The sequence below is a fragment of the Actinomadura barringtoniae genome, from assembly GCF_017573505.1.
Classification (GTDB): Bacteria; Actinomycetota; Actinomycetes; order Streptosporangiales; family Streptosporangiaceae; genus Spirillospora; species Spirillospora barringtoniae.
Genome location: NZ_JAGEOJ010000007.1, coordinates 398,802 through 422,242, shown reverse-complemented (window position 1 = coordinate 422,242; position 23,441 = coordinate 398,802). Strand labels below are relative to the sequence as shown.

21 protein-coding genes and 1 tRNA gene are annotated in these 23,441 nt (G+C 70.7%); 14 read left to right on the top strand and 8 right to left on the bottom strand.

The genetic code is table 11. The features are described from left to right. Positions 1-42: 42 nt before the first annotated feature. Positions 43-1,302, top strand: coding sequence for a serine--tRNA ligase (serS, locus tag J4573_RS19655; RefSeq protein WP_208257184.1), 1,260 nt, complete (start codon positions 43-45; stop codon positions 1,300-1,302). 70 nt (positions 1,303-1,372) lie between these two features. On the opposite strand, the gene J4573_RS19650 is transcribed toward serS, so the two are convergent. Continuing rightward, positions 1,373-2,389, bottom strand: coding sequence for a tyrosine-protein phosphatase (locus tag J4573_RS19650; RefSeq protein WP_208257183.1), 1,017 nt, complete (start codon positions 2,387-2,389; stop codon positions 1,373-1,375). Positions 2,390-2,633: 244 nt separating this feature from the next. Between J4573_RS19650 and J4573_RS19645 the strand changes: the two genes are divergently transcribed. Then, positions 2,634-3,437 carry a Cof-type HAD-IIB family hydrolase gene (locus tag J4573_RS19645; RefSeq protein WP_208257182.1) on the top strand — a complete coding sequence of 268 codons (804 nt, stop codon included), beginning with the start codon at positions 2,634-2,636 and terminating at the stop codon, positions 3,435-3,437. A 76-nt stretch (positions 3,438-3,513) separates the two neighbouring features. On the opposite strand, the gene J4573_RS19640 is transcribed toward J4573_RS19645, so the two are convergent. Beyond that, positions 3,514-4,050: a bacterial proteasome activator family protein gene (locus tag J4573_RS19640; RefSeq protein WP_208257181.1), complete on the bottom strand. Its 537-nt coding sequence runs from the start codon at positions 4,048-4,050 to the stop codon at positions 3,514-3,516. Positions 4,051-4,063: 13 nt separating this feature from the next. Then, entirely contained in the window at positions 4,064-5,020 is a 957-nt protein-coding gene (locus tag J4573_RS19635; RefSeq protein WP_208257180.1) for an NAD(P)H-quinone oxidoreductase, read from the bottom strand. A 192-nt stretch (positions 5,021-5,212) separates the two neighbouring features. On the opposite strand from J4573_RS19635, the gene J4573_RS56140 reads away from it, so the two are divergent. Beyond that, a complete protein-coding gene (locus J4573_RS56140; protein ID WP_307796716.1) occupies positions 5,213-7,855 on the top strand; it encodes a MinD/ParA family ATP-binding protein in 2,643 nt (880 codons plus the stop codon). A 66-nt stretch (positions 7,856-7,921) separates the two neighbouring features. Here J4573_RS56140 and J4573_RS19625 read toward each other — a convergent pair whose 3' ends face one another. After that, complete coding sequence (locus J4573_RS19625; protein ID WP_208257179.1) at positions 7,922-8,515, bottom strand: dihydrofolate reductase family protein; 594 nt, start codon at positions 8,513-8,515, stop codon at positions 7,922-7,924. Positions 8,516-8,637: 122 nt separating this feature from the next. On the opposite strand from J4573_RS19625, the gene J4573_RS19620 reads away from it, so the two are divergent. The 4 genes from J4573_RS19620 to J4573_RS19605 all read left to right on the top strand — a co-directional run bounded on the left by J4573_RS19620 (position 8,638) and on the right by J4573_RS19605 (position 10,420). Continuing rightward, positions 8,638-9,006: a cupin domain-containing protein gene (locus J4573_RS19620; RefSeq protein ID WP_208257264.1), complete on the top strand. Its 369-nt coding sequence runs from the start codon at positions 8,638-8,640 to the stop codon at positions 9,004-9,006. A gap of 78 nt (positions 9,007-9,084) precedes the next feature. Beyond that, positions 9,085-9,173, top strand: a tRNA-Ser gene (locus tag J4573_RS19615). A 182-nt stretch (positions 9,174-9,355) separates the two neighbouring features. After that, positions 9,356-10,207: an alanyl-tRNA editing protein gene (locus J4573_RS19610; protein ID WP_208257178.1), complete on the top strand. Its 852-nt coding sequence runs from the start codon at positions 9,356-9,358 to the stop codon at positions 10,205-10,207. Positions 10,208-10,255: 48 nt separating this feature from the next. After that, on the top strand, positions 10,256-10,420 hold the full coding sequence (locus J4573_RS19605; RefSeq protein WP_208257177.1) for a hypothetical protein: 165 nt from the start codon (positions 10,256-10,258) through the stop codon (positions 10,418-10,420). A 194-nt stretch (positions 10,421-10,614) separates the two neighbouring features. Here the strand turns inward: J4573_RS19605 and J4573_RS19600 are convergent, their stop codons facing one another. Then, the gene (locus J4573_RS19600) at positions 10,615-11,385 is read right to left on the bottom strand and encodes a M15 family metallopeptidase (protein ID WP_307796715.1); all 771 of its coding nucleotides are present in this window, start codon (positions 11,383-11,385) and stop codon (positions 10,615-10,617) included. A gap of 168 nt (positions 11,386-11,553) precedes the next feature. On the opposite strand from J4573_RS19600, the gene J4573_RS19595 reads away from it, so the two are divergent. Beyond that, the gene (locus tag J4573_RS19595) at positions 11,554-12,003 is read left to right on the top strand and encodes a hypothetical protein (protein ID WP_243773231.1); all 450 of its coding nucleotides are present in this window, start codon (positions 11,554-11,556) and stop codon (positions 12,001-12,003) included. Between the two features lie 233 nt (positions 12,004-12,236). Here J4573_RS19595 and J4573_RS19590 read toward each other — a convergent pair whose 3' ends face one another. After that, the gene (locus J4573_RS19590; protein ID WP_208257176.1) at positions 12,237-12,698 is read right to left on the bottom strand and encodes a MarR family winged helix-turn-helix transcriptional regulator; all 462 of its coding nucleotides are present in this window, start codon (positions 12,696-12,698) and stop codon (positions 12,237-12,239) included. A gap of 116 nt (positions 12,699-12,814) precedes the next feature. On the opposite strand from J4573_RS19590, the gene J4573_RS19585 reads away from it, so the two are divergent. The 3 genes from J4573_RS19585 to J4573_RS19575 all read left to right on the top strand — a co-directional run bounded on the left by J4573_RS19585 (position 12,815) and on the right by J4573_RS19575 (position 16,239). After that, positions 12,815-13,825 (top strand): pirin family protein, encoded by a 1,011-nt coding sequence (locus J4573_RS19585; protein ID WP_208257175.1) that lies wholly within the window; start codon positions 12,815-12,817, stop codon positions 13,823-13,825. Positions 13,826-13,875: 50 nt separating this feature from the next. After that, on the top strand, positions 13,876-14,514 hold the full coding sequence (gene wrbA / locus J4573_RS19580) for an NAD(P)H:quinone oxidoreductase (protein WP_208257174.1): 639 nt from the start codon (positions 13,876-13,878) through the stop codon (positions 14,512-14,514). A gap of 540 nt (positions 14,515-15,054) precedes the next feature. Continuing rightward, complete coding sequence (locus tag J4573_RS19575) at positions 15,055-16,239, top strand: ATP-binding protein (RefSeq protein ID WP_443605353.1); 1,185 nt, start codon at positions 15,055-15,057, stop codon at positions 16,237-16,239. Between the two features lie 189 nt (positions 16,240-16,428). Here the strand turns inward: J4573_RS19575 and J4573_RS19570 are convergent, their stop codons facing one another. Together J4573_RS19570 and J4573_RS54110 are read right to left on the bottom strand one after the other, a co-directional pair. After that, the gene (locus J4573_RS19570; RefSeq protein ID WP_208257172.1) at positions 16,429-17,232 is read right to left on the bottom strand and encodes a MauE/DoxX family redox-associated membrane protein; all 804 of its coding nucleotides are present in this window, start codon (positions 17,230-17,232) and stop codon (positions 16,429-16,431) included. A gap of 2 nt (positions 17,233-17,234) precedes the next feature. Beyond that, positions 17,235-18,746, bottom strand: a complete 1,512-nt coding sequence (locus tag J4573_RS54110) for a hypothetical protein (RefSeq protein ID WP_243773230.1) — start codon at positions 18,744-18,746, stop codon at positions 17,235-17,237. 298 nt (positions 18,747-19,044) lie between these two features. Between J4573_RS54110 and J4573_RS19560 the strand changes: the two genes are divergently transcribed. The 3 genes from J4573_RS19560 (at position 19,045) to J4573_RS19550 (ending at position 23,435) form a co-directional block, all read left to right on the top strand. Beyond that, complete coding sequence (locus J4573_RS19560) at positions 19,045-19,563, top strand: SigE family RNA polymerase sigma factor (RefSeq protein WP_208257171.1); 519 nt, start codon at positions 19,045-19,047, stop codon at positions 19,561-19,563. Positions 19,564-19,661: 98 nt separating this feature from the next. Further along, positions 19,662-21,278: a long-chain fatty acid--CoA ligase gene (locus J4573_RS19555; protein WP_243773229.1), complete on the top strand. Its 1,617-nt coding sequence runs from the start codon at positions 19,662-19,664 to the stop codon at positions 21,276-21,278. A gap of 246 nt (positions 21,279-21,524) precedes the next feature. Continuing rightward, a complete protein-coding gene (locus J4573_RS19550) occupies positions 21,525-23,435 on the top strand; it encodes an RNA polymerase sigma factor (protein ID WP_208257169.1) in 1,911 nt (636 codons plus the stop codon). Positions 23,436-23,441 lie beyond the last annotated feature (6 nt).

Genomic DNA, 23,441 nt, shown 5'->3' with positions numbered 1-23,441 from the left:
CTCGGGCGCGGAGCGGGGGTGCGTGCCGGTAGCCTCAGAACTGTGATTGACCTTCGAGCTCTTCGCGAGGATCCCGAGCGGCTGCGCGTGTCCCAGCGCGCCCGCGGCGAGGATGTGGCCGTCGTCGACACGCTTCTCGACCTGGACGAGCGGCGCCGTTCCGCGCTGTCCGGCTTCGAGTCGCTGCGCGCCGAGCAGAAGAGTTTCGGCAAGTCCGTCTCCAAGGCCCAGGGCGACGAGCGGCAGGCGCTGCTGGCCCGCGCCAAGGAGCTGGCGCAGCAGGTCAAGGAGGCCGAGGCCGAGGCGGACCGGCTCGGCGGCGAGCTCGACGCGCTGCTGAAGGGCGTGCCCAACCTCATCGAGGAGGGCGCTCCGGCGGGCGGCGAGCAGGACTTCGTCACGCTCGAGCACGTCGGCGCGATCCCGACGTTCGACTTCGAGCCCAAGGACCACCTGGAGCTGGGCGAGAGCCTGGGCGCCATCGACATGGAACGCGGCGCCAAGGTGTCGGGCGCGCGGTTCTACTACATGACCGGTGTGGGCGCGCGGCTCCAGCTCGCGCTGCTCAACATGGCCATGGACCAGGCCGTCCAGTCGGGCTTCGTGCCGATGTACCCGCCGGTGCTGGTGAAGCCGGAGGCCATGGAGGGCACCGGGTTCCTGGGCGCACACGCCGCCGAGGTCTACCAGCTGCCCGCCGACGACCTGTACCTGGTCGGAACGTCGGAGGTGCCCCTCGCGGCGTACCACATGAACGAGATCATCGACGAGCTCCCGCGGCGCTACGTGGGCTGGTCGTCGTGCTTCCGGCGCGAGGCCGGCTCGTACGGCAAGGACACCCGCGGCATCATCCGGGTGCACCAGTTCGACAAGGTCGAGATGTTCTCCTACTGCGACCCCGAGGACGCGCACGAGGAGCACCAGCGGCTGCTCGGCTGGGAGAAGGAGATGCTGGCCAAGGTCGAGCTGCCGTACCGCGTCATCGACGTCGCGGCGGGCGACCTGGGCGCCAGCGCCGCGCGCAAGTTCGACTGCGAGGCGTGGGTGCCGACGCAGAACGCCTACCGCGAGGTCACCTCGACCTCGAACTGCACCGAGTTCCAGGCGCGGCGGCTGGCCGTGCGGCACCGTGACGAGGGCGGCAAGACGCGGCCGGTCGCGACGCTGAACGGCACGCTGGCCACGACCCGCTGGATCGTCGCCATCCTGGAGAACCACCAGCAGGCCGACGGGTCGGTGCGGGTGCCCGAGGCCCTGCAGAAGTACCTGGGCCTGGAGGTCCTGGAGCCGGTCAAGCGCTGAACGCATCGCCAAGGCCCCGCCGGTCGAGTGCTGACCGCGGGGCCTTCGCGTTGAGGCTGCTCGCTACTCGCTACTTGAGCAGGCGGTGGCGGAGCTTGGCCTTGGTGGCGGCGTCGATGCCGAGCCCCTTGCCGAGGAACGCGTCGAACGTGCCGTAGTCCCGCTTGATCTGGTCGAACGCGGCGTCGAGATAAGAGGCCTGGACGGTGAGGAGCGGCGAGACCAGGGCCGGGTCGATGCCGTACTTCTTGAGCTTGGCCAGCTGGGCGGCGTTGCTCGCGGCCAGCTCCCTGTTGGAACGCAGGTAGTCGGCGTACACCTGCTTCTTGTTCACGCCGAGCGTGGTCAGCAGGATCGCGGACATCGTGCCCGTACGGTCCTTGCCGGCGGTGCAGTGGTAGAGCACCGCGCCCTTACCGGCGGCGATGCGGCGCAGTGCGCCCGCGAACTGCTTGCGCGAGGCCGGGTCGTGGATGAAGCCGCGGTACGAGAGCTCCATGAACCCGGCGGCCTTGTTCTCGGCGAGGAGCGCTTTGAGCAGGTCGGCGGGCAGGCTCAGCAGCGTGGTCGAGGCCGGGTTGATGGGCGCGGCGACCGGGGTGACGCCCTTGGGGAGGCGGTCGGTGCCGTCGCCGCTGACCTCGCCCTGGGAACGGAAGTCGACGGCGGCGCTCAGGCGGAGGCGGCCGAGCGCGGCGACACCGGCCGGGGTGACCTTGCTGAGCGAGGCCGACCGGTAGACCAGGCCGTAGCGGACGTGCCTGCCGTTGCCCGCCGTGTAGCCGCCCAGGTCGCGCACGTTGTTCGCGCCGTTCACCCTGATCACGCGCACGCCGGCCGCGCGCACGCCGGCCGCGCGCACGCCGGCCGCGCGCACGCCGGCCGCACGGGCGGTGGACGCACGGGCGGTGGACGCACGGGCGGTGGATGCGCGGGAGGCGGATGCGCGGGAGGCGGATGCGGCGGCGGCGGTGGTGGCCTTGGCCGGGGTCTCGGCGGCGGATGCGGGGGCGGCGAGCGTCGGCGGGGCGAGGGCGAGCGTGCCGGTCAGGGCGGCCGTGACCAGCCGGGGGGACTTCGGGGTCATCCGTAACGACCTTCCACACAGTGCGATGAACGTGAAGAAGTTTTCAGATTCGGTCGTCCGGGAGATGGCCGCCCGGTGAGCACACCGTAGACGTGGGGCGGGGGTGGAGAAAAGGGTCTTGTGTGAGCTATGTGTCGTAAGTGTCACTTAGGCTGGTTCTCGGGCCGCCCCGGTGACATGGGTGCGAGCTTTTCCGCCGAGGGGATGCGGGGAAGATCACAATGCGGCGAGACTGGTAGGTGAAATGTCTGATCTCACGCCGCGTCTGGTCGCCACCGACCTCGACGGAACGATCGTGCGCACCGACGGCTCCATCTCGGCCCGTACGGTCGCCGCCCTGGCCCGCGTCGAACGCGGCGGGGCCTATCTCGTCATGGTCACCGGCCGTCCGCCGCGCTGGATGCACGAGATCGCGAACGCGGTCGCGCATCACGGCGTCGCGATCTGCGCCAACGGGGCCGTGGTCTACGACCTGCACACCGAGTCCGTGGTGCGCGCGACGATGATCCAGCCCGACGTGATCGCCAAGGCGGTGGAACGGCTCCGCACCGCCGTGCCCGAGCTGCGGTTCGCCGTGGAGTACCCGACCGGCTTCGTCTTCGAGGCCCGCTACAACCTGGGTGACTGGGACGCCGAGGCCGTGGGCGGCCGCCCGGTGGACGGCGAGGCGCTGGTCGACCGGCCCGGCACCAAGCTGCTGGCGTTCCACCCGAGCGCCGATCCCGACTGGCTCGCCGAGAAGGCGGAGAAGGCGGTCGGCGACCTGGTCACGGTCACCCACTCGTCCGGCCGGGGCCTGCTGGAGATGAGCGCCCAAGGCGTCACCAAGGCCAGCGCCCTGGCGGAGATGTGCGCGGAGAAGGGCATCACGGCCGACGAGGTCGTCGCGTTCGGCGACATGCCCAACGACCTGCCGATGCTGACCTGGGCGGGCACCTCGTTCGGCGTGGCCAACGCGCATGCCGAGGTCCTCGCCACCGTCACCGGCACGACCGCCTCGAACGACGACGACGGCGTGGCCCAGATCCTGGAACGCCTCTTCCCGTAACCCTCGAACTCGTGCCTGGGAGGGGGAGGCACGCGGGTGGTGAACGGCGCGTGCCTCGGCCCCTCGGCGGGATGACCTACAGGTAGGGGCCGGAGTGGCCGCCGCCGTGCTGGTCGTCGGAGGCCCCGGGCGGGACCATGCCGGCGGGCAGGGCGCGGCGCATCTGCTCGAGCTGGGCGCGGGCCGCCATCTGCTGGGCGAACAGGGTGGTCTGTATCCCGTGGAACAGGCCCTCCAGCCAGCCGACCAGCTGGGCCTGGGCGATGCGCAGTTCCGACTCGCTCGGGACGACGCCCTCGGTGAACGGCAGGGACAGCCGTTCGAGCTCCTCGACCAGCTCGGGGGCGAGACCGTCCTCGAGCTCCTTGATCGACGACTTGTGGATCTCACGGAGGCGGGCCCGGCTGGCCTCGTCGAGAGGGGCCGCCTTGACCTCCTCGAGGAGCTGCCGGATCATGCCGCCGATCCGCATCACCTTGGCGGGCTGTTCAACCATGTCGGTGATCGACTTCTCTTCGCCGTCCTCGCCGCCGCCCTCCAGGGCGATGCCGTTCGGGCCGACCACGAGAACCTGTGGCTCCTGCTCAGACTGGTTGTTCGAAGGCTCATTCATGATGTCTCCAGTTTCACACGGTCAGCAAGATCTTTCCGGTGTGGGCGCTGTCCTCGAGGAGCCGGTGGGCCTCGGACGCGTCCCGCATGGGCAGCGTCCGGTCCACGACCGGCGTGACGTCCCCCGACTCGATCAGCGGCCACACGTTCTGGCGTACGGAGGCCACGATCGCGGCCTTCTCGTCCAACGGACGGGACCGCAGGCCAGTGCCGTGGATGGAGGCCCGCTTGCCCAGGAGCCTGCTCAGATCGATCTCGGTCCGGGTGCCGCCCATCGCCCCGATGATCATGAGCCTGCCGCCGGTCGCGAGAGAGTCGAGATTGGCGGCCAGATATTTGGCGCCCATGTGGTCGAGGATCACGTCGTACGGCCCGTACGAGGCGAAGTCGTCCTCGCGGTAGTTGATCGCCACCTCGGCGCCCAGCTCGCGGCAGCGGGCCGCCTTGGCCTCGCTGCCCACGGTGCAGAGGACGCGGGCGCCGGTCGCCCTGGCCAGCTGGATCGCGATCGTCCCGATGCCGCTGCCCCCGCCGTGCACGAGGAAGGTCTCCCCGGCGGCCAGCTTCGCGATCATGAAGACGTTCGACCAGACCGTGCACACGACCTCGGGCAGCGCGGCCGCCTCGACCAGCCCGACGCCCTTCGGCACCGGCAGGACCTGGCCCGCGGGCACGGCCACTCGTTCGGCATAACCACCGCCGCCGAGCAGTGCGCAGACCTCGTCGCCGACCTGCCAGCCGGTCACTCCCTCGCCGAGCGCCGAGATTGTGCCTGAGGCTTCCAGACCCAGATATTCGGGTGCCCCGGGTGGGGGCGGATAGAACCCCATCCGTTGCATGGTGTCGGCGCGGTTGACGGCGCTCGCGGCGACGTCGATCAGCACTTCTCCGGGCGCCGGAACGGGGTCGGGGACCTCGGTCCACTCCAGTACGCCGGCGTCTCCGGGCTCGCGGATAACGATCGCATGCATACAGCTCACGCTACCGGGGACGGTGGGACCCGAAGCGCCTCCCCGGGCGCAGGAGAAATGTCGCGAAACAGGGGGGAAGCGGCTTTACGTCTGGGGATGCATGGTATTAGACCACGGGTACCCTGTCCTGAGGCTAATGCCGTTCTAACTCCGCAAATGATCTATCTCAGGCATTGCCGAGGGGAGACACCGGTGGCAAAGCACGATCACGACGGGCGTTCGTTGGAGGAGCGCCTGGCCTCCCTCGACGCGATGAACAGCGAGGCCGGCGGTCCCGCTGACGACGCGCCGCCCGCCGCCACCGACAAACCCTCCTCGCCGCCGCCTTCCGACGACGTGGACGACGTGCCTCAGGACGACGTCGAGCAGACCATCGCGGAGGAGTACGAGGACACCGCGACCCGCAAGGTCAGGCGGTCGCCGAGCCCGAACCCCGAGACCACCCAGCCCGGCTCGGGCCCTGGCGGCCCTGGGGCTCCCGGCGCCCCTGGCCCTGGTGACACGGGCCCTGGCGGGCTTGGCCCGGGTGACTCCGGCGCCGATTTCGGTGCTCCCGGCCCCGGCGCTGGTGGCCCTGGCCCCGGCGCTGGTGGCCCTGGCCCCGGCGGCCCTGGCCCCGGCGGTCCCGGCCCCGGCGGTCCCGGCCCCGGCGGTCCCGGCCCCGGCGGTCCCGGTCCCGGCCCCGGCGGGCCTGGCCCTGGCCCGGGTGGCTTTGGGCCTGGTCCCGGTGGTCCCGGCCCTGGCATGGAGCAGGGCGGTCCTGGGCCGATGCCGCCTGAGGACGAGCAGAACCCGTGGCTCGCGGCACCTCCCCCCTTCCATGACCCGGCGCAGGGCGGCTTCGGCCCGCCCCCGGTTCCGCCTGGGGGCGAGCAGGGCGCGATGCCTCCGCCTCCTGGTTTCCCGCCGTACGGGGAGCTCCCGGCCCCTCCGCCGTTCGAGGGCCCTGGCGGTCAGGGCGGTCCTGGCCCCGGGCATCAGCAGCCGTACGACGGCAGCCCCATGCCTCAGCCTTTCGATGGCGGCATGCTGCCGCCTCCCTACGGCGGCGGTTTCCCGCCCTACGACCCGTCCCAGATGCCGCCCTTCGAGGGCCAGCCCGGTCCGGGCGGCCCCCAGGCGCCGCCTCCCTACGGTGGCCCGCAGGGCCCGCAGCCTCCTCAGCCCCCGTTCGAGGGCGGTCCGGGTGAGCACCAGCCGTATGACGACCCCAACCAGCGGGGGCATCAGCCTCCCTTCGATGGCGGTCCCTTGCAGCAGGAGCAGTTCGATGGCCCGCCGCAGGGTCCGGGACCGCAGGGCGGCCAGTTCGATGGTCCGCAGGGGCCATATGAAGGTGGCCCGGCGTACGACCAGCAGCCCTTCGACGGCGGCTATGGCCCGCAGGGACCCAACGGCCAGGGTGCGCCTCCTCTAGAGCCGCTTCCGCCTTACCCGCCCGAGCAGTTCGGTGCGCCCGACCAGCAGCAGTTCGGCGGTCCTGAGCAGCAGCAGTTCGGTGGACCGGACCAGCAGCAGTTCGGTGGGCCCGAGCAGCAGCCGGGTGGGCCGCAGCAGTACCCGTACGGCGATCCTCCGCCGCAGCAGGGCCCGCCGCCCCCGCCCGGTGGCGAGGGCATGCCGCCCTACGGTCCGGGCTCCGGCCAGATGCCTCCCGGCCCGTACGGTCCCGGCGCTCCCGGCCCGGCCGAGGGGTACGCTCCCGGGCCGCAACAGGGCCCGCCTCAGGGTCCGCCGGTCGGCTACCCGCCGCCCGGGCAGGGTGGTCCGCAGGGCGGTCCCTACCAGGGGCCTCCTCCCGGATACCCGGGGCAGCCCGGATACCCGGGTCAGCCGGGGCAGCCAGGTCAGCCTGGGCCCGGCCAGGGATACCCGCAGCAGCCGCAAGAGCAGCAGGGCCCCGAGAGCCTGAGCTCCGAGAACCTTCTCGGCGAGCGCCGCATCGCGCCGTCCGCCGGCTGGCGCCGCGCGGTCTACAAGGCCAGTGGCGGCAACATCCACCCGGGCGAGTCGCAGGGTGAGGTCCGCCGCAAGGACCTGGTCGGGCGCACCCGTACGCCCGTCGCGGGCGGCCACCACCGCGTCGCGGTGATGTCGCTCAAGGGCGGCGTCGGCAAGACGACCACCACGACCGGCCTCGGCTCGATGCTGTCGTCGATGCGCGGCGACCGCGTGATCGCCGTGGACGCCAACCCCGACCGCGGCACGCTCTCGGACAAGGTGCGGCTGGAGACGGCCGCGACCGTGCGCGACCTGCTGAACGACAAGGACAAGATCCACCGGTACGCCGACGTCCGGACGTTCACCTCGCAGAACGAGGCCCGCCTGGAGGTGCTCGCCTCCGACCGCGACCCCGCCATCAGCGAGGCGTTCAGCGCGGAGGACTACACCGAGGTCGCGATCGTCCTGGAGCAGTTCTATTCGATCTGCATCACCGACTGCGGCACCGGCCTGCTCCACTCGGCCATGGCCGGCGTTCTGGCGATGGCCGACCAGCTCGTCCTGGTCAGCTCGCCGTCGGTGGACGGCGCCCGTTCGGCCAGCGCGACGCTCGACTGGCTGGAGGCCCACGACCACGGGCACCTGGTCCGCAACGGCGTGGTCGTGCTGTCGATGGTGCGCAACCGTACGCGCAGCCAGGTGGACCTGGACAAGCTCCAGGCTCACTTCGAGAGCCGCTGCCGCGCCGTGGTGCGCATCCCGTACGACGACCACCTGGAGGAGGGTGCCGAGGTGGAGCTGGAGCAGCTCGCTCCCGCCACGCGCGAGGCCTACCTGCTCCTTGCCGCGGTCGTCGGCGACGGCTTCGCCTACCAGCGCCCCCAGGCCGAGTAAGCGCGCAAACGCCGGTGAATCCGCGTCAACGAAGGCCGCCCCGCCAGTCGGGGCGGCCTTCGGCGTTCACGCGGAGGTGGAGGGGGAAGCGGCGGAGGCGGAAGCGGAGGCGTAGCGCAACAGCACGGTCTGGCCGTCGAACGTGCGAGTCTCGGCCAGCTCCAGGCCGACCCTGTGGGCCGGGTGCCCCAGCACCGGGAGGCCGCCGCCGAGGACGACCGGGTGCACCACGATGTTGTACTCGTCGATCAGGCCGAGCTCGGTGAGCGCGCCGGGCAGGGCCGAGCCGCCCATGAGCAGCAGGTCCTTGCCGGGCTGGTTCTTCAGCGCCGTGACCTCCTCGACCAGGTTCTTCCCGATCACCCGGGCGCCGTGCTCGGCGCTCTCCATCGTCCGGGAGAAGACGATCTTCGGGGTGGCGCGCCAGATCGGGGCGTACTTCAGGTCGTGCGGGTGGTCGCTGATCGACTCGACGTTCGGCCAGTAGCCGGACATCATCTCCCACACGACCCGCCCGTACATGACGGTGTCGGCGCGGTCGGACAGCTCGAACGAGAAGGCCGACAGCTCGTCCTCCATCCGCGGCCAGTCGAACTCGCCGTTCGGGCCCTCGATGAAGCCGTCGAGCGAGGTGTGGACGAAGTAGATGATCTTTCGCATGGCCAGTGACTCCTTGGGTTCGTCATCATGCTGATGCCAGGTGGTCGGAGCCGAAGCGCGCCGCTCGACATGCTCGCCAAGAATTTCTTTTCCGGTGTGCTGCGCTAGCCTCGCGCCTCGTGATGGATGGGGTGTACGTGGGGAAGGCGGCCGCCGACGCGGCGGCCGACAGCGGCTGGTTGCTCGGGCATTTCAAGCCGGAGGGCGACATCCGGCACAGCGACGAGGTCGAGATCAAGTGGGGCGTTCATCCGCGCGGTGAGCGGCGTGCGCAGTGGGCCACCGGCGAGAAGCGGACCGCCCTCCTCGTCCTCATCAGCGGGCGCTTCCGGATGGAGTTCCCGGACGGGGACGTGGTCCTGGCCGCCCAGGGGGAGTACGTGGTGTGGGCCCGGGGCGTCGACCACTCCTGGTACGCCGAGGAGGACTCCGTCGTCATGACCGTGCGCTGGCCGTCCATCCCGGGCTACAAGGTCCCCCCGCCGACCTAGCCCGTGCAGGCCCAGGCGGCATATCGGGTCGATGGGAGGTCCGTCCGGCCGCTATCGTGGTCTGCGGCCTGCAGGCCTGGAGGGTTCGCATAGTGGACTAGTGCAGTCGCCTTGAAAGCGACCACGGCTGGGGACAGTCGTCGTGGGTTCGAATCCCACACCCTCCGCATCACCGAACGCGGCACGAACGCAGTAGGTAACGCCCTACGACGCAATAAGAAGCGCATCACCAGACGCCCTCGCGGGCACCGAGCCCGCGGGGGCGTTTCCATGTGGTGACGGCCTGTAGAGGTGTCGGTGACTGCTGGTAGCGTCGGTGAACGTGGGGAACAGCGGACAATCGACGCAGGTGACCTTTCCCGCCGGAGCGGTCTCCGGGCGGTCCGAGGTGCTCGCCGCGATCGGGCTGGACGGCGGCGGATTCGGCGTCGTGACCCGGGAGACGCCGTTCCATCCCCTCGACCACACCTGGCCCGACCAGCCCGCCGACACCGGCCTGATCGTCGTCGACGAGGTGCGTCACCGGGTCGTCGACTGCCTGACGGGCGCGATGGAGGAGGCGGGCTCCGGCGCGCTGCTGCTGGGCACGGAGATCCCCGTACGGCGCGGCGACGAGGGCTGGGACTGGCTCGTGGTCCACGTGGTCGAACGGGAGGTCGCCGTCGGTGAACCGGCCGATCTCGAGGTGGATCCCGACCGCCGGCGGGCGCTGTCGGCCGGGCACACCGCCTGCCACCTGATGGCGCTGGCGCTGAACGCGGCGCTGGCCCCACGCTGGCGCAAGGAGGCACGGAACGACGGCCTCGGCCGCCCCGATTTCGACTCGCTCGCGATCACTTCGTCGCGGATCGTGGAGGGCGGCAGCCTGGACACCTACCGGCTGGGGAAGTCGCTCCGCAAGAAGGGGTTCACCGCCGAAGGCCTCGCGGACGATCTGCCCGCGCTCACCGAGGAGATCAACGGGCTGCTGGCCGAGTGGCTCGCGAGCGACGCGCCCGTACGGATCGAGGTGCCGTCGCCGGAGCTCACCGCGAGGCGGGAGTGGCACTGTTCACTCCCTGATGGAGAGGTCTCCATCCCCTGCGGGGGAACGCATGTGAGGCGCTTGGGAGAGTTGTCCTCGGCCACTGCGACGTTGGAGTTGTCGCCCGAGGGGGACGAGCTCGCGGTCGAGACCAAGGCAGTGTTTGCAGGTCGATAGGGCTAAACGGCATGAAAGACGGAGAAATCATCCGTTACCCTCTTCGCCATGTCTCAGAATCCGCAAGATCCGGCTGGAACCACTCAGCAGTTCCAGCGTTTCCAGCAAGGACAGTCCGAGAAGTCGGGGCCGAACATGGGCCTGATCATCGGCATCGTCGCGGTGGTGGCCGTCGTCGCGATCCTGGTGATCGCGCTCGTCGCGATCGGATGACCCGGGCGGGGGCCCCGCTCGAGTCCCCGTCGGTCCGTCCAGTCCCGCCGTCCACGGAGCAGTGGAACCCCGTCGGCGGGCGCACGCGGCCCTGATCGGCCCGCTTCGGCCCGCTCGGCGTTGGGACGCTTGGTCTTCGGCCCGCTCGGCCCTTGGTTCGCTGGGCCGTCCGTACCGAACCGGCCGCTCGGCGATCAGCGGCCGCTGCTGGAGAAGTGCTGGTAGTCGCGGGTTCCGTCCCAGCTGCCGCCCCAGCCCCAGTCGATCGAGGCGAACGCCCGGACGGTCTTGTCACCCTTGTGGATGACCCCGGGATCCTTTCTGGAGCGGTCCGCGAACTTCACACAGTCCTTGTGCTCGACGTGCCCGCTCGCGGTGACGTACGGGTTCTCGCAGGGGTTGAGGTCGACCGCGAGCCCGTAGGCGTGCTGCGACCAGTTGCTCGATCCGGTCGCGTTCCGGCAGTTGAACGCCGAGGTGTTGTCGGCCTCGATCGAGTCGAAGTCGCTGCCCTTGAAGACGTCCACGGGCTCCATGCGGTGGATCGGGTAGCGCTCCTCGAAGAGCTTGTGGAACACCCCGACCAGCTTGTCGGCGGCCTCGGCGTTGACGACGAGCTTCCCGCCCGCGTGCGGCTTGTGGTCCATGCCCCAGTACGTCATCTCGATCATCCGCAGACCGGACGGCGAGACGGGGCAGCCCTTGTGCCAGGAGTGCGGGAGATCGTCGGCCGAGACCTTCTTGACGGCCGACTGGAACCGCTCAGGCTCGGCGCTCTTGCTCGGGGATGGCGAGGGCGACTGTGGTGCCGGGGTGGACGCGGAAGGGGAGGCCGCAGTGGGAGGTGAAGCCGAGCTCCCGCCCTTGGAATCGGAGCCGTCACCGCCGCATCCGGCCGCCGCCGAGGTGACGGAGACGAACGCGGTCATGAACGCTGCGGTACGGAACACCCTTCTGCCTGGCACTTCTGCAGGATGGCATGCCAGAGCACCTTCGTGTTGGACCTTCGGTTCGCTACGGTGCGTCTAGGAGCGCGTCCGTCGTACATGGGGACGGGGGCGGGCGCGCCGAGAACTGGCGACTTCACCCCCCGCCGGGCCCCCGCCCGGCGTCCCCCGGCCGAGGGAGCCGGCATGGCGGATCCTGAGGAGACGGATCTTCCGCATGTCTCAAATGTTCCGAACGCGCAAGGCGGGCCCAGCCTTGAGGACGAGATCTTCTCGGTGGCCTCCAACGTCGAGATGGAGTCACCGCAGGAGGCCGCGCCACGACTGAAGGTCCGGCGGTGGGAACGCAGTGACGCCCCGAGCGCGAGCTTCCTGCGAGCCGCCGGAGCCGGCTTCGGCACGTTCCTGTTCGTCGACCTGGTGATGATGTCGGCCCCGCTCATGATGAGCCGCCGGCCCAGCCTGCTGCCCCAGATGGTCACGCTGATCGTGTTCGCGTTCGGCCTCGGCAGCCTGCTGATCTGGAAGGTCGGCGGAACGTGGCGCCCGTTCGGCTACGGCATGATGGCCGGCTGGTGCTTCCTCACCCTGATCTCGGTCGGCTTCCTCACCGGCCTCACCGGCCTCCCCTTCTGACCGCAGACCCGACCGAGGGGTGGCCGAATCAGCAGACCGCCGACCGATAGCGGCCCGACCAGCGGTGGCGCCCGGGCGGCGGCAGACCGACCAGGGGCGGCGCCGAGCGACGGCAGGCCCACCAGGGGCGGCGCCGAGCGACGACAGACCGACCGGCGGTGGGGCCGACCAGCGGGGTGGCTGAACTGGGCGGGCCGCCGAATGACGGCGGGCCTGGCGGCCGGAGGTGGGTGTCAGCCGGCTTCGGTGACGCGTTTGTTGACGGCGCCGAAGGCGCGGCCTACGGCCTCGAGGTCCTCGGGCTGGATGATGTCCACGAAGAAGTCCCGTACGGTCTCGACGTGGTCTCGCGCGGCGCGTTCGAGGGCGGCGTAGCCCTTCTCGGTGAGGTGCGCGTAGACGCCTCGCTTGTCGTTGGGGCAGCCGCCGCGGAACACCAGGTCCTTGGACTCCAGGCGGGAACAGGTATGGGACAGGCGGCTTCGTGACTGGCTCGCGTGCTCGGCCAGTTCGGCCATCCGCAGGCGGCGGTCCGGGGCCTCGGACAGCCGCACCAGGATCTCGTACTCCGACATCGACAGGCCGTGCTTGGCCTTGAGGTCACGGTCCAGGAGATCGTTCAGGCGGATACTGCCCTCGATGAAGGACCGCCAGTCACGCTGTTGTGAGGCGTCGAGCCAGCGTGGTTCGCTCATGCCCGACAGTATATGCGCGTGTTGAAGATTCAACTACTTGCCCCGTGCGACGGAATAGTTTACGTTTCAACTACGTTCTCCGAGGCGACCGACCAACCCAGGAAGAAGGAGCCGAGATGCCTGCCGTGATGGCGGATCCGCTCACGCTGCCCCGCCTGCCGCACCTGCCCGAGACCGGCACCGGATGGCGCCGGGTCGCCAAGGTCGTCACCGCCCAGCGCCACCTCGAGGGCGAGGGCTTCCAGGTCCGCCGCCCGTTCCCGGGCGTGGACCTGCCGCTCGCCGACCCGTTCCTGCTCCTCGACCAGATGGGCGAGGTGGAGTACGCGCCGGGCGAGGCCAAGGGCACGCCCTGGCACCCGCACCGGGGCTTCGAGACCGTCACCTACATGCTCGAGGGCACGTTTCAGCACCAGGACACCACCGGTGGCGGCGGCGTGATCGCCGACGGCGCCACCCAGTGGATGACCGCCGGTGCCGGGATCCAGCACATCGAGCAGCCGCCGCCCGAGCTCGTCACCAAGGGCGGCCTGTTCCACGGCGTGCAGCTGTGGGTCAACCTGCCGCGTTCGCAGAAGTGGGTTCCGCCGCGCTATCAGGACATCGAGGCGCGCGACGTGAAGCTGCTGGCGGCCGAGGACGGCGCCTCGCTCGTACGGGTGATCGCCGGTTCGGTCGCGGGCTACGAGGGGCCCGGCGTCACGTACACACCGATCACCTACCTGCACGCGACCGTCGCGCCCGGCGCGCAGCTCAAGCTGCCCTGGCCGCAGGACTTCAACGCGCTGGTCTACTCGCTGGCCGGCCGCGGCACCGCCGGGGTCGAGGAGGTCGCCGTCGGCGACGGCCGGCTCGCGGTCTTCGGCGGCTCGCACCACAAGGGCGACACCGACGGCCTGGTCGTGCGCGCCGCGGACAGTCAGGCGCTCGCGAACAAGCACGGCTGGGAGATCCTGATCCTCGGCGGGCTGCCGATCCGCGAGCCCATCGCGCGGTACGGACCGTTCGTCATGAACACCCGCGACGAGATCATCCAGGCGTTCGAGGACTTCCAAGCCGGGCGGATGGGAACGATCCCTGCTGAGAAGGTCCCGCACCTCTCCGCCGCCGACGAGGCCTTGGACTGACCGACACCTCGTCCGCGCTTCACTCAGAAGACAAAGACAAGGGAAAAGATATGTCGCTCGACGCTCCGCTCCGGGTCGCCATCATCTACTACTCCGCGACCGGAACGATCTTCAAGCTCGCCAAGACCGCCGCCACCGCGGCGGAGAAGACCGGCGCCGAGGTGCGCCTGCGCAAGGTCAGGGAGCTGGCCCCCGACGAGGCGATCGCCTCCAACCAGGGCTGGGCCGACCATGCCGAGGCCACCCAGCACGTGGTCGAGGCGACGCTGGACGACCTCGAATGGGCCGACGTCATCCTGATGGGCGCGCCGACCCGGTACGGGATGCCGGCCGCCCAGCTCAAGCAGTTCATCGACACCACGGGCCCGCTGTGGGGCCAAGGCCTGCTGGTCAACAAGGTGATGTCGTCGTTCACCGCCTCGGCCACCCCGCACGGCGGCCAGGAGTCGACGATCCTCGCGCTGAACAACACCTTCTACCACTGGGGCGCCATCATCGTGCCGCCCGGTTACGCGGACCCGATCCAGTTCCAGATGGGCAACCCGTACGGCACGAGCCACGTCTCGGCCAACGGCGAGATCCCGCCGGACGAGATCGCGCTCACCGCGATGGAGTTCCAGACCCGCCGGACGATCGAGATCGGCGAGGCCCTCAAGCGCGGCCGCGCCGACGCTGCCGCCGAGGGCTGATCCGGCCGTCCGACCTCACGGCTGATCCGGCCGTCCGACCTGACCTACGACGCGCCTGCCCGACCTGCCTGGACCTGCTCGTCCGATCTGCCCGTACGGCCCGCGTGAACGACCCGGCACCGCCTCGCGGCGCCGGGTCGTTCGCATATGCCCCGACCTGCGAAAAGGGCGAGTTTTGCCGGGTGAACGGAAGTGTCGTAGGCGGCTGCCAACATCATCGAACGGATTAGCGGGACCCGCGTGACGGGGGTGGAGTCCATGCGCTAGTGTGTTCGAATAGTCGAACAGAAGTTCGACCTGCATGTTCGAACGCGCTCGCCCGGGGAGGCGGCAATGGTGGCGACGATGACCGCGGGTCGTCCGGCGGCGGGGGCCCCGGTCGACTGCGGCCTCGACGGGGTCGGCGGCCTGGACCGCTCACGCGGCTCCGCTGTGGCGCGCTGCAGGGCGGCACGCCCGAACGCGACACGCCGTACGAGTTTCTACGCAAATCTACGGCCGCAGCTATATCGCCTCATAGAGTCCGAGAGCGTGGACCCCGTGCGCAATCCCTATGCCCCGGGCGCAGGGCAGCGCCCCCCAGAGCTCGCCGGTCGCGACCGCGAGCTCCAGCAGTTCGAGGTGGTGCTCGAACGGGTGGCCCGCGGGCGACCCGAGCGCAGCATGATCATCACCGGGCTGCGCGGGGTGGGCAAGACCGTCCTGCTGAACTCCTTCCGTTCCATGGCGATCCAGCGGCTGTGGGGGACCGGCAAGATCGAGGCGCGTCCCGACCAGTCCATCCGCCGCCCGGTCGCCTCCGCGCTCCACATGGCGATCCGCGAGCTCGCGCCGCGCCACCGCGCGCCGGACCGCATCGAGGAGTTCCTCGGCGTGCTCAAGGCGTTCGCCCAGGCCGGCGAGGAGCCCACGGGCAAGTCCAAGGCCCGCGTGCACCGCTGGCAGCCCGGCATCGACGTGCCCGCCGCGCGCGGCCGCGCCGACTCGGGCGACCTGGAGATCGACCTCACCGAGCTGTTCGTGGACGCCGCGTCGGTGGCCACGGACGTGGGCGTCGGCATCGCGCTGTTCGTCGACGAGATGCAGGACATCCCCGCCGACGACGTGTCCGCGCTCTGCGCCGCCTGCCACGAGCTGTCCCAGAACGGCGGCCCGCTGATCGTCGTGGGCGCCGGCCTGCCTCACCTGCCCGCCGTCCTGTCGGCGAGCAAGTCCTACTCCGAGCGCCTGTTCCGCTACGCGCGCATCGACCGGCTCGACCGCGAGTCCGCCGACTACGCGCTGATGGCCCCGGCCGAACGCGAGGACGTCACCTTCACCGAGGAGGCGCTCGACGCGCTCTACGTCGCGGCCGACGGCTACCCCTACTTCGTCCAGGCGTACGCCAAGGTCGTCTGGGACGTCGCGCCCGACACCCCGATCACCGCCGACGACATCAAGGTCGCCGCGCCCGAGGCGGAGAGCGAGCTCGCGGTCGGCTTCTTCGGCAGCCGCTACGAGCGTGCCACCCCGGCCGAACGCGACTACATGCGCGCGATGGCCGTCCTCGGTGACGAGCCCGTTGCGACCGCCGCGGTGGCCGACGAACTGGGCCGCAAGCCCTCCAGCCTCTCGCCCGCCCGCGACGGCCTCATCAAGAAGGGCCTCGTCTACAGCGCCGAGCGCGGCCTGGTCGCGTTCACCGTGCCGCACTTCGGCAAGTTCCTCAGATCCCAGCCCGCCTGACCCGACGACCCCCGCTATATCTCTCTACGGGTTTCTAGCGTCAAAGCTAGAAGCTCTTATAAGCCTGCATCGACATCGCTCTTCATAAGAATCTACGGCTCTCTAAAGCAGGCCCTAGAAAGCCGTAGATTCGTCAAGCGATGCCGTCTGCCGTTCTATAGGGCTTTCTAGAGTCCTGCCCAGAATCGCTTATACGAGCGCAGAGGCGGGCACCAGCACCATGCGCACGTCCCGTTCCCGCTCGGCCGTGGACACCGCGAACACCAGCTCCATGGCCTGGTCGTCCACCCGCGCCGGGAAGACCAGGAACCGCCAGCACCCCTCGCGCCACACGTCCAGCGGCGTCGCGCTGACGACCTCGTCCTCGTGCTCGGCCCACACCCGGCTCTCGTGCAGCGTCGCGTAGGTCTCCTCCAGCGTGCTGCGCCGCCGCTCGCACGGCTCCTGCGGCCGGTGCCGCAGCCCGTGCCGCTGCAACAGCACCGACAGCTCCGGCGACAGCGCCGCGAAGACGGCCAGCTCCACCGCCAGCACCAGCCCGACCTGCGTCGTGCCGTTCCGCAGCACCTCCACGCCCGCGTGCGGCGCGGTGATCGAGGCCAGCGCCGCCACGGTGAACAGGCTCGCCCGTACGACGCTCCGCCGGTCGACCCGCTTGGTGCTCAGTCCCCCGAAGCAGCCGCACCCGATGTCGGGCCGCCGCACCTTCAGCTCCCCGACCGCCCACGTCGCCACGGCGAAGGCGACCGTGGTGGCCAGCCGTACGGACACATGCGAGGTGAGCAGCAGTGCCAACCCCAGCCCGCCCTCGGTGAGCCCCAGGCCGACACTGACCGGACGGCTCTGCCGCAAGAGGCTGGTCCGCTTCGGCAACGGCACCCCATGCACATGAGAGGGACTCACCGGCTCGCGTATGGTCAGCTTGGCCAGGCAGGCGATCAGCAACACCGAGGCCAGCAACAGCACTTGTGTGTTCTGGAAGACCGCGACCATGGCTAGGCCCTCCCTGGCGCTTGATGCCGCAGCGTCACGTTGAAGCACCCGGCCTCAAGGTCGCCGCCCAGGCCGACGAACGCCGCCGGGGTGAGCTCGACGAGCCGTCCCCGAGGCGACGTCTCGCACTCCACGCAGCGGTCGCAGTACCGCGCCGCCACGCAGCCGCACTCCACCACCGGGATCACGCCGCTACGCCCGGTGCACTCGTTGTGGACGATCAGCTCGCTGCCCAGCGACAGGTAGGGGAGCGCCACACAACCCGTTGGCGCGTCAGCACATCCGCCGCCCTCGCCCTCGGGGTCCACGGCCGGATAGCTCGCCCCCACGAGCCGATAGGCATCGCCTACCGATCCACGCCTGGCCCGCGCGACCCCCACCGAGCTCCTGCCGAGCAGGTCGTACGTGTCGGCCAGCGTCCCGGCCCAGCCCGGGACCGCCGCCTCCTCGGCGGCCCGGGCCGGACCTCCTCCACTGCTCCCCCACGCCTGCCCGGCATACGCGCTCCCCTCCTCCCGCGCATGAACGGTCAGCACACTCCCCCCGCCCCGAACCCCCAGGTCTTCCGCGTGCGTCGCTCGCAAGTCTTCCGCGTGCGCCGCCCCCGGGCCCTCCGCGTGCGCCGCCCCCGGGCCCTCCGCGTGCGCCGCTCGCATGTCCTCCGGGTTCACCGCGCGCATGTCCGGCACGGTCAGCGTCCCGTCGTCCGCAGGCCGCTTGTAGGCGCTCGGGGGCGAGGGGCGCATGTCGGGGAGCGTCAGGGCGGCGTGTTCGTCCGCGGCCGTGTGTGCGCTCCCATGGGACGGCGTCCGCAGGCCCGGGTGGAGCTTGTGCGACGGGCCGGCCTCGTTCAGGTGCGCGGCCCAGGTCTGGATGCCCGGGGGCGGCGTGTAGGCCGCACCGCCGAACCAGGTGCAGGTGCCCTGCAGGGGGTCGGCCGCGGGCGCGTGGGGATCGGGCGATGGTGGGGTGTCGGCTCGGTGGCCCGGCTGGGACGTGCCGGGGCGAACGGCTTGGGGACCGTTGGGGGAGCGGACGCAGATGACGTCGATGAGGTAGCCGGGCTCCAGGCGCGGGTGGCGCACGAGGATCTGGCCGAGGGCGTGCGGGGGGATCACCACATGGGCTTGCCCGCGGTGAGGGCCCATGTCCACCTCCACGGTGTCCCGCCCGCACGCCAGGATGGTGCCGGTCACCCGGCCGATCTCGACCCAGACGCGGTCCGCCCCGAGGCCGTCGGGGGTCGGGCGCACGATCACGTCGCGGCCCGGGCGCAGGACGGCGAGGCCCCCGCGCCCGCCGTGCCAGACCCGGGTGGCCTGCGTCATCGGCAGGCGTCGCTCGCCGCCGGCCGTCTGCAGCACCAGGAGGTGCGGGCTGGCGTCGAGAATCGTGCCGGTCAGGGCGGGGAGCGGTGCTCGGCGAGCGTCAGGGGAGCCCGGGCGCCTCGGCGCGCCCAGAACGGCCTCCCGGTGACGTCGACGCCTGGCTCCATGCAAGCGGGGAAGCGGCATGGCGTTACTCCGGCATCGGGGTCTTTGACTCGTGGCCACTGCTGTTAGGACAGTGAGTCAAGAGTCACGCGCGGTCACCCCTCTGTCGACGGATTTATCCGATAAGTCATGCACCGGGTTGAGGTCCTTCACACCTGGGGGAGTATTCCTACACTGGTTGACCCGAATATGTCTTTTTTGTTGGCCCGGAATTACGATCTTCGTGCCATCGTCATGAACATCGGGATCTTGGCACTCAAGATCACCGCTGAATTCCCCATAACCCCTGGGTCGGTGGTGCTTTGAAGTCGGTGGTGCTGTGAACACGACGCGGCACGAGGAGTTCCGCGAGTACGTCGCGGCCCGGGGGCCGGCGCTGCTGCGCGCGGCGACGCAGCTGACCAGCGACCGGGCCGAGGCCGAGGACCTGCTCCAGGCCGCGCTGGCGAAGACCTACCTCGCGTGGGATCGCATCAATGATCGCGCATCGGTCGACGGCTATGTGCGCCGCGCCATGGTCAACACGCAGATCTCTTGGTGGCGGCGGAGAAAGCTGGAGATCTACCCGACCGACGAGCTTCCCGACCAGCCGGTCGACGACCACACCCGGCGCAGCGAGATGCACGACGCGCTCGGCCGCGCGCTCGATCGGCTGCCCACGAGGCAACGGCTCGCGGTGATGCTGCGCTATTACGAGGACATGCCCGAAGCGGAGATCGCCGAGGTGCTCGGCGTCAGCGTCGGCACAGTCAAGAGCACGGTTTCGAGGGCGATGGCCAGGCTCCGTGACGACGCGGGCCTCGGGGACGATTTCCCCGACATACCGCCCCAGGCTTGACGAAAACGTGCACCGCAAGTGCTGACAATCCGGGCTTCCACCGGCAAGAATCCGGTTCTGGAATCCCGCCGAGCTGGAGGCGCGCCGTGTGGAGCACGATGCAGGATTTCCCGCTGACCATCACCTCGATCATGCGCTACGGGTCCGGTGTCTTCGGCGCCGGCGAGGTCGCGACCTGGACGGGTGACGGAGCCCGCCGCCGCACGTACGCCGAGGTCGGGGAGCGGGCCGCGCGCCTCGCCGGAGCGCTGCGCGCGCTCGGGATCGACTCCGACCAGCGCGTCGCCACGTTCATGTGGAACAACACCGAGCACCTCGAGGCCTACCTGGCCATCCCCTCGATGGGCGCGGTCCTGCACACGCTCAACCTGCGGCTCTTCCCCGACCAGCTCGTCTACATCGCCAACCACGCCGAGGACCAGGTCGTCATCGTCGACGGCACGCTGATCCCGCTGCTCGCCCCGGTCCTGGACCAGCTCAAGACCATCAAGCACGTGGTCGTGGTCGGCGCGGGCGACACCGCCGCCCTCGCCGAGGCGGGCAAGGCCGTGCACTCCTACGAGGAGCTCCTCGCCGCCGCTCCCCCGACGTTCGACTGGCCCGAGATCGACGAACGCCAGGCCGCCGCCATGTGCTACACCAGCGGCACCACCGGCAACCCCAAGGGCGTCGTCTACTCGCACCGGTCCGCGTACCTGCACTCCATGGCGGTCTGCACGGGCAACGCGATGACCCTGAACGCCACCGACCGCGTCCTGCCGGTCGTCCCGATGTTCCACGCGAACGCCTGGGGCCTGCCGTACGCCGCGCTCATGGCGGGCGCCGACCTGATCATGCCGGACCGGTTCCTGCAGGCCGAGCCGCTCGTCAGGCTCATCGAGACCGAGCGCCCGACGATCGCGGGCGCGGTCCCGACCATCTGGTCCGACGTCCTGCGCCACACCAAGGAGCACGGCTCGGACCTCAGCTCGCTGCGGCTCGTGCCGTGCGGCGGTTCGGCGGTGCCCGCCGCGCTGATGAAGGGCTTCGACGAGATCGGCGTACGGATCGTTCAGGCGTGGGGGATGACCGAGACCTCGCCCGTCGCCACCGTCGCGCACGCGCCCGCCGGGGTCGAGCCCGACTCGGACTCCGCGTGGGTGCACCGCCAGACGCAGGGCCGGATCCTCGCCGGGCTTGAGGTCCGCATCGTCGGCGACGACGACTCGGTGCTGGCGAACGACGGCACCGCGGTCGGCGAGGTCGAGATCCGCGGCCCGTGGATCACCGGCGCGTACTACCAGGACGAGGACCCGCTGAAGTTCCACGACGGCTGGCTGCGCACCGGCGACGTCGGCACGCTCAGCTCCGACGGCTACCTCGTCCTCACCGACCGCGCCAAGGACGTGATCAAGTCCGGCGGCGAGTGGATCTCCTCGGTCGAGCTGGAGAACCACCTCATGGCCCACCCCGACATCATCGAGGCCGCCGTGGTCGGCGTCCCCGACGACCGCTGGCAGGAGCGCCCGCTCGCCTCGGTGGTCGTACGCGAGGGCGCCGCGGTCACCGCCGACCAGCTCAAGGCGTTCATGGCCGACCGGATCGCCAAGTGGCAGGTCCCCGAGCGCTGGACGTTCATCGCCGAGGTCCCGAAGACCTCCGTGGGCAAGTTCGACAAGAAGGTCCTGCGGCGCCGCTACGCCGACGGCGAGCTGGACGTCCACAGGATCGACTGAGGCTGCGCGGGCGGACCCGCGTGCGCCCGGCGTGCGCCCGGCGTGCGCCCGCGGGGCGTCCGGCGGGCGTCCGGCGGCGGGCGAACGGGAGGGAACGTAGAGCTCACCCCGGGGTCACCCTTCATCGCCATTTCAGGGGATCATGTGGTGCAGATGGGGCACAGGGGTGTAAGCAGGTTGGGCTCAAATGTCCAGATGTCCCCCGACCTCCGGGGGTGACTCCCACGCTGGAGCCCGGGAGAGCGTATGCCGAGGTGGTCCTCCTTCGACGCCGCCGCCGACCGAACGTTGGTGTACGGCCTCAAAGAAGGTGACAAGGCGTCGCTCGCCGCGTTGTACGACGATTACGCCGAGCGTTTGTACGACTACTGTCTGACAATGTCGGGCGAGTATCGGATCGCCGCCGACATCGTTCACGACACGTTCATCGACGCCGCCCGCCGGGCGCCGCGCATGCGCGACCAGCTGCGGCTGCGGTCGTGGCTGTACGGCGCGGCGCGGCGGCGCTGCCTGCAGCGGGGGAGAACGCGGGGGCTCAGCTGGGAGCAGGATCCCGCCGCCATCGACCGGGTCGGTGAGGAGGTGCTCGGGCCGTTCACAGCGGAATGGCGCGAGCTGCTCGAGGGCGCGCTGGCCCGCCTGGACTTCGCCGATCAGGAGACGTTGCTGCTGGTCGTCCGGCACGGTCTGCGTCCCGCCGAGCTCAGCGCCGCGCTGAGCCTGTCCTCGCGCCGCGCCGCCGCCCGTACCGTACGGGCGCAGCGGCGGCTGAAGGCGGCGGTGGACGCGGAGCTGCTCAGCCTCGCGGCCCGCTGCGCCGACGGCAGGGAGCCCGTGCGCGCGCTGAAGGCCGCCGACGCCGAACGCGAGCTCGCCGGTCACACCGAGGCCCTCGACGAGGGTGCGCGGCGTTCCGAGGTCGTTCTGCAGGCCTCCGCACAGAACGGCGGCGCCAGCGGAGGACCGGGCAGTGGAGGACCAGGCAGTGGAGGACCTGGCTCAGGAGGGTCGAGTAGCGGGGGGTCGGGCGCTGCGGCGGCCGGCGCCTCTGCCGACGAGGACGCTCCGGCGCCGGGCAAGCGGCCTCCACCCCGCCGGGTCCCGCCGCCCGAGGTCGCCGTACGGCCGCCCACGCGCCGCCCGGCCCGGCTGACGCTGCGCATGCCCGCGACCGTACGGAAGGACCGGTCAAGGCCCGGGTCAACCTCGCGCCGCGGTCGCCGTTCCGAGGCCGAGACCGAGGTCTCGCTCGCCGACCGGCTGTTCTCCCCCACCGCCGCGCCCGCGCAGCCCGACGACGTACGCCTGGAGCGTCACCTCGCCACGTGCCGGGACTGCCGGCAGCGGCGCCAGGTCCCGGCGGCGGCGCTGCTGGTGATGCCGCCCGCGCCCGTGCTGCCCGCCGCGCTCCGGCACCGCGTCATCCACACCGCCACCGATCCCGAGCTCGCCGGCTACCGGACCGACATCGCGGCGCGCGGCGGCAACCTGACGCCCGGCGGAATGCCCAGCCAGCCCGACATCCCCTCGCCGTACACCAGGCGCTGGCTGTTCGCCGGGGGAGGCATGGCGGGCGCGGTCGTGACCGCCGTCCTCGCGACGCTGTTCATGGGCGGCGACCTGCCCTCGTCGATGCTGACGTGGCCGCCGCTGCACACCCATCCGCAGCCGTCCATCACCGACCATCAGGGCAAGCGCGGCTCGGGCGGGCAGTCCCAGAATCCGCAGGCCGGGGCGCCCGGCAACGACGGCAGGCCGGGCGGCGGCGGTGCGGGCGCCGCTCCGCCGCGGCCCCAGCTGGACGAGCACAATCCCCCGAATCCCGTGCCGAGCCCGAGCTCCAAGCCGCCCAGCCAGCCCGAACCGCCCGGCGTGATGGCCGTCGACACCGCGAAGGTGGAGCTGTACGGGACCAAGACCGCCCGGATCCACGTGAGCGCGCAGCGCGGTCCGGTCTTCTGGAGCTCTCAGTCCGGGAGCAAGCAGCTGACGGTCGTTCCGGCACAGGGCAGCCTCGCCAAGGGCGGTTCGACCGAGGTGACCATCACCCTGCAGACCGCGCTGATCAACCTGCCGGGTCAGAGCACGCTCACGTTCATCAACGCCCAGGGCCAGCGGCAGGACGTGACCGTCACCTGGGGCATCTCCCTCGGCTGACCACCC

Coding starts and splice junctions, on each gene's coding strand:
- J4573_RS19635 (WP_208257180.1), bottom strand. CDS start 5,020: ATGCATGCGATCGTTATCCGCGAGCCCGGAGACGCCGGCGTACTGGAG.
- J4573_RS19590 (WP_208257176.1), bottom strand. CDS start 12,698: ATGAGCGAACCACGCTGGCTCGACGCCTCACAACAGCGTGACTGGCGG.
- J4573_RS19645 (WP_208257182.1), top strand. CDS start 2,634: ATGTCTGATCTCACGCCGCGTCTGGTCGCCACCGACCTCGACGGAACG.
- J4573_RS19570 (WP_208257172.1), bottom strand. CDS start 17,232: ATGGTCGCGGTCTTCCAGAACACACAAGTGCTGTTGCTGGCCTCGGTG.
- J4573_RS19595 (WP_243773231.1), top strand. CDS start 11,554: ATGGCGGATCCTGAGGAGACGGATCTTCCGCATGTCTCAAATGTTCCG.
- J4573_RS19650 (WP_208257183.1), bottom strand. CDS start 2,389: ATGACCCCGAAGTCCCCCCGGCTGGTCACGGCCGCCCTGACCGGCACG.
- J4573_RS19620 (WP_208257264.1), top strand. CDS start 8,638: ATGGATGGGGTGTACGTGGGGAAGGCGGCCGCCGACGCGGCGGCCGAC.
- J4573_RS54110 (WP_243773230.1), bottom strand. CDS start 18,746: ATGCCGCTTCCCCGCTTGCATGGAGCCAGGCGTCGACGTCACCGGGAG.
- J4573_RS19550 (WP_208257169.1), top strand. CDS start 21,525: ATGCCGAGGTGGTCCTCCTTCGACGCCGCCGCCGACCGAACGTTGGTG.
- wrbA (WP_208257174.1), top strand. CDS start 13,876: ATGTCGCTCGACGCTCCGCTCCGGGTCGCCATCATCTACTACTCCGCG.
- J4573_RS19585 (WP_208257175.1), top strand. CDS start 12,815: ATGCCTGCCGTGATGGCGGATCCGCTCACGCTGCCCCGCCTGCCGCAC.
- J4573_RS19625 (WP_208257179.1), bottom strand. CDS start 8,515: ATGCGAAAGATCATCTACTTCGTCCACACCTCGCTCGACGGCTTCATC.
- J4573_RS19605 (WP_208257177.1), top strand. CDS start 10,256: ATGTCTCAGAATCCGCAAGATCCGGCTGGAACCACTCAGCAGTTCCAG.
- J4573_RS19640 (WP_208257181.1), bottom strand. CDS start 4,050: ATGAATGAGCCTTCGAACAACCAGTCTGAGCAGGAGCCACAGGTTCTC.
- J4573_RS19555 (WP_243773229.1), top strand. CDS start 19,662: ATGCAGGATTTCCCGCTGACCATCACCTCGATCATGCGCTACGGGTCC.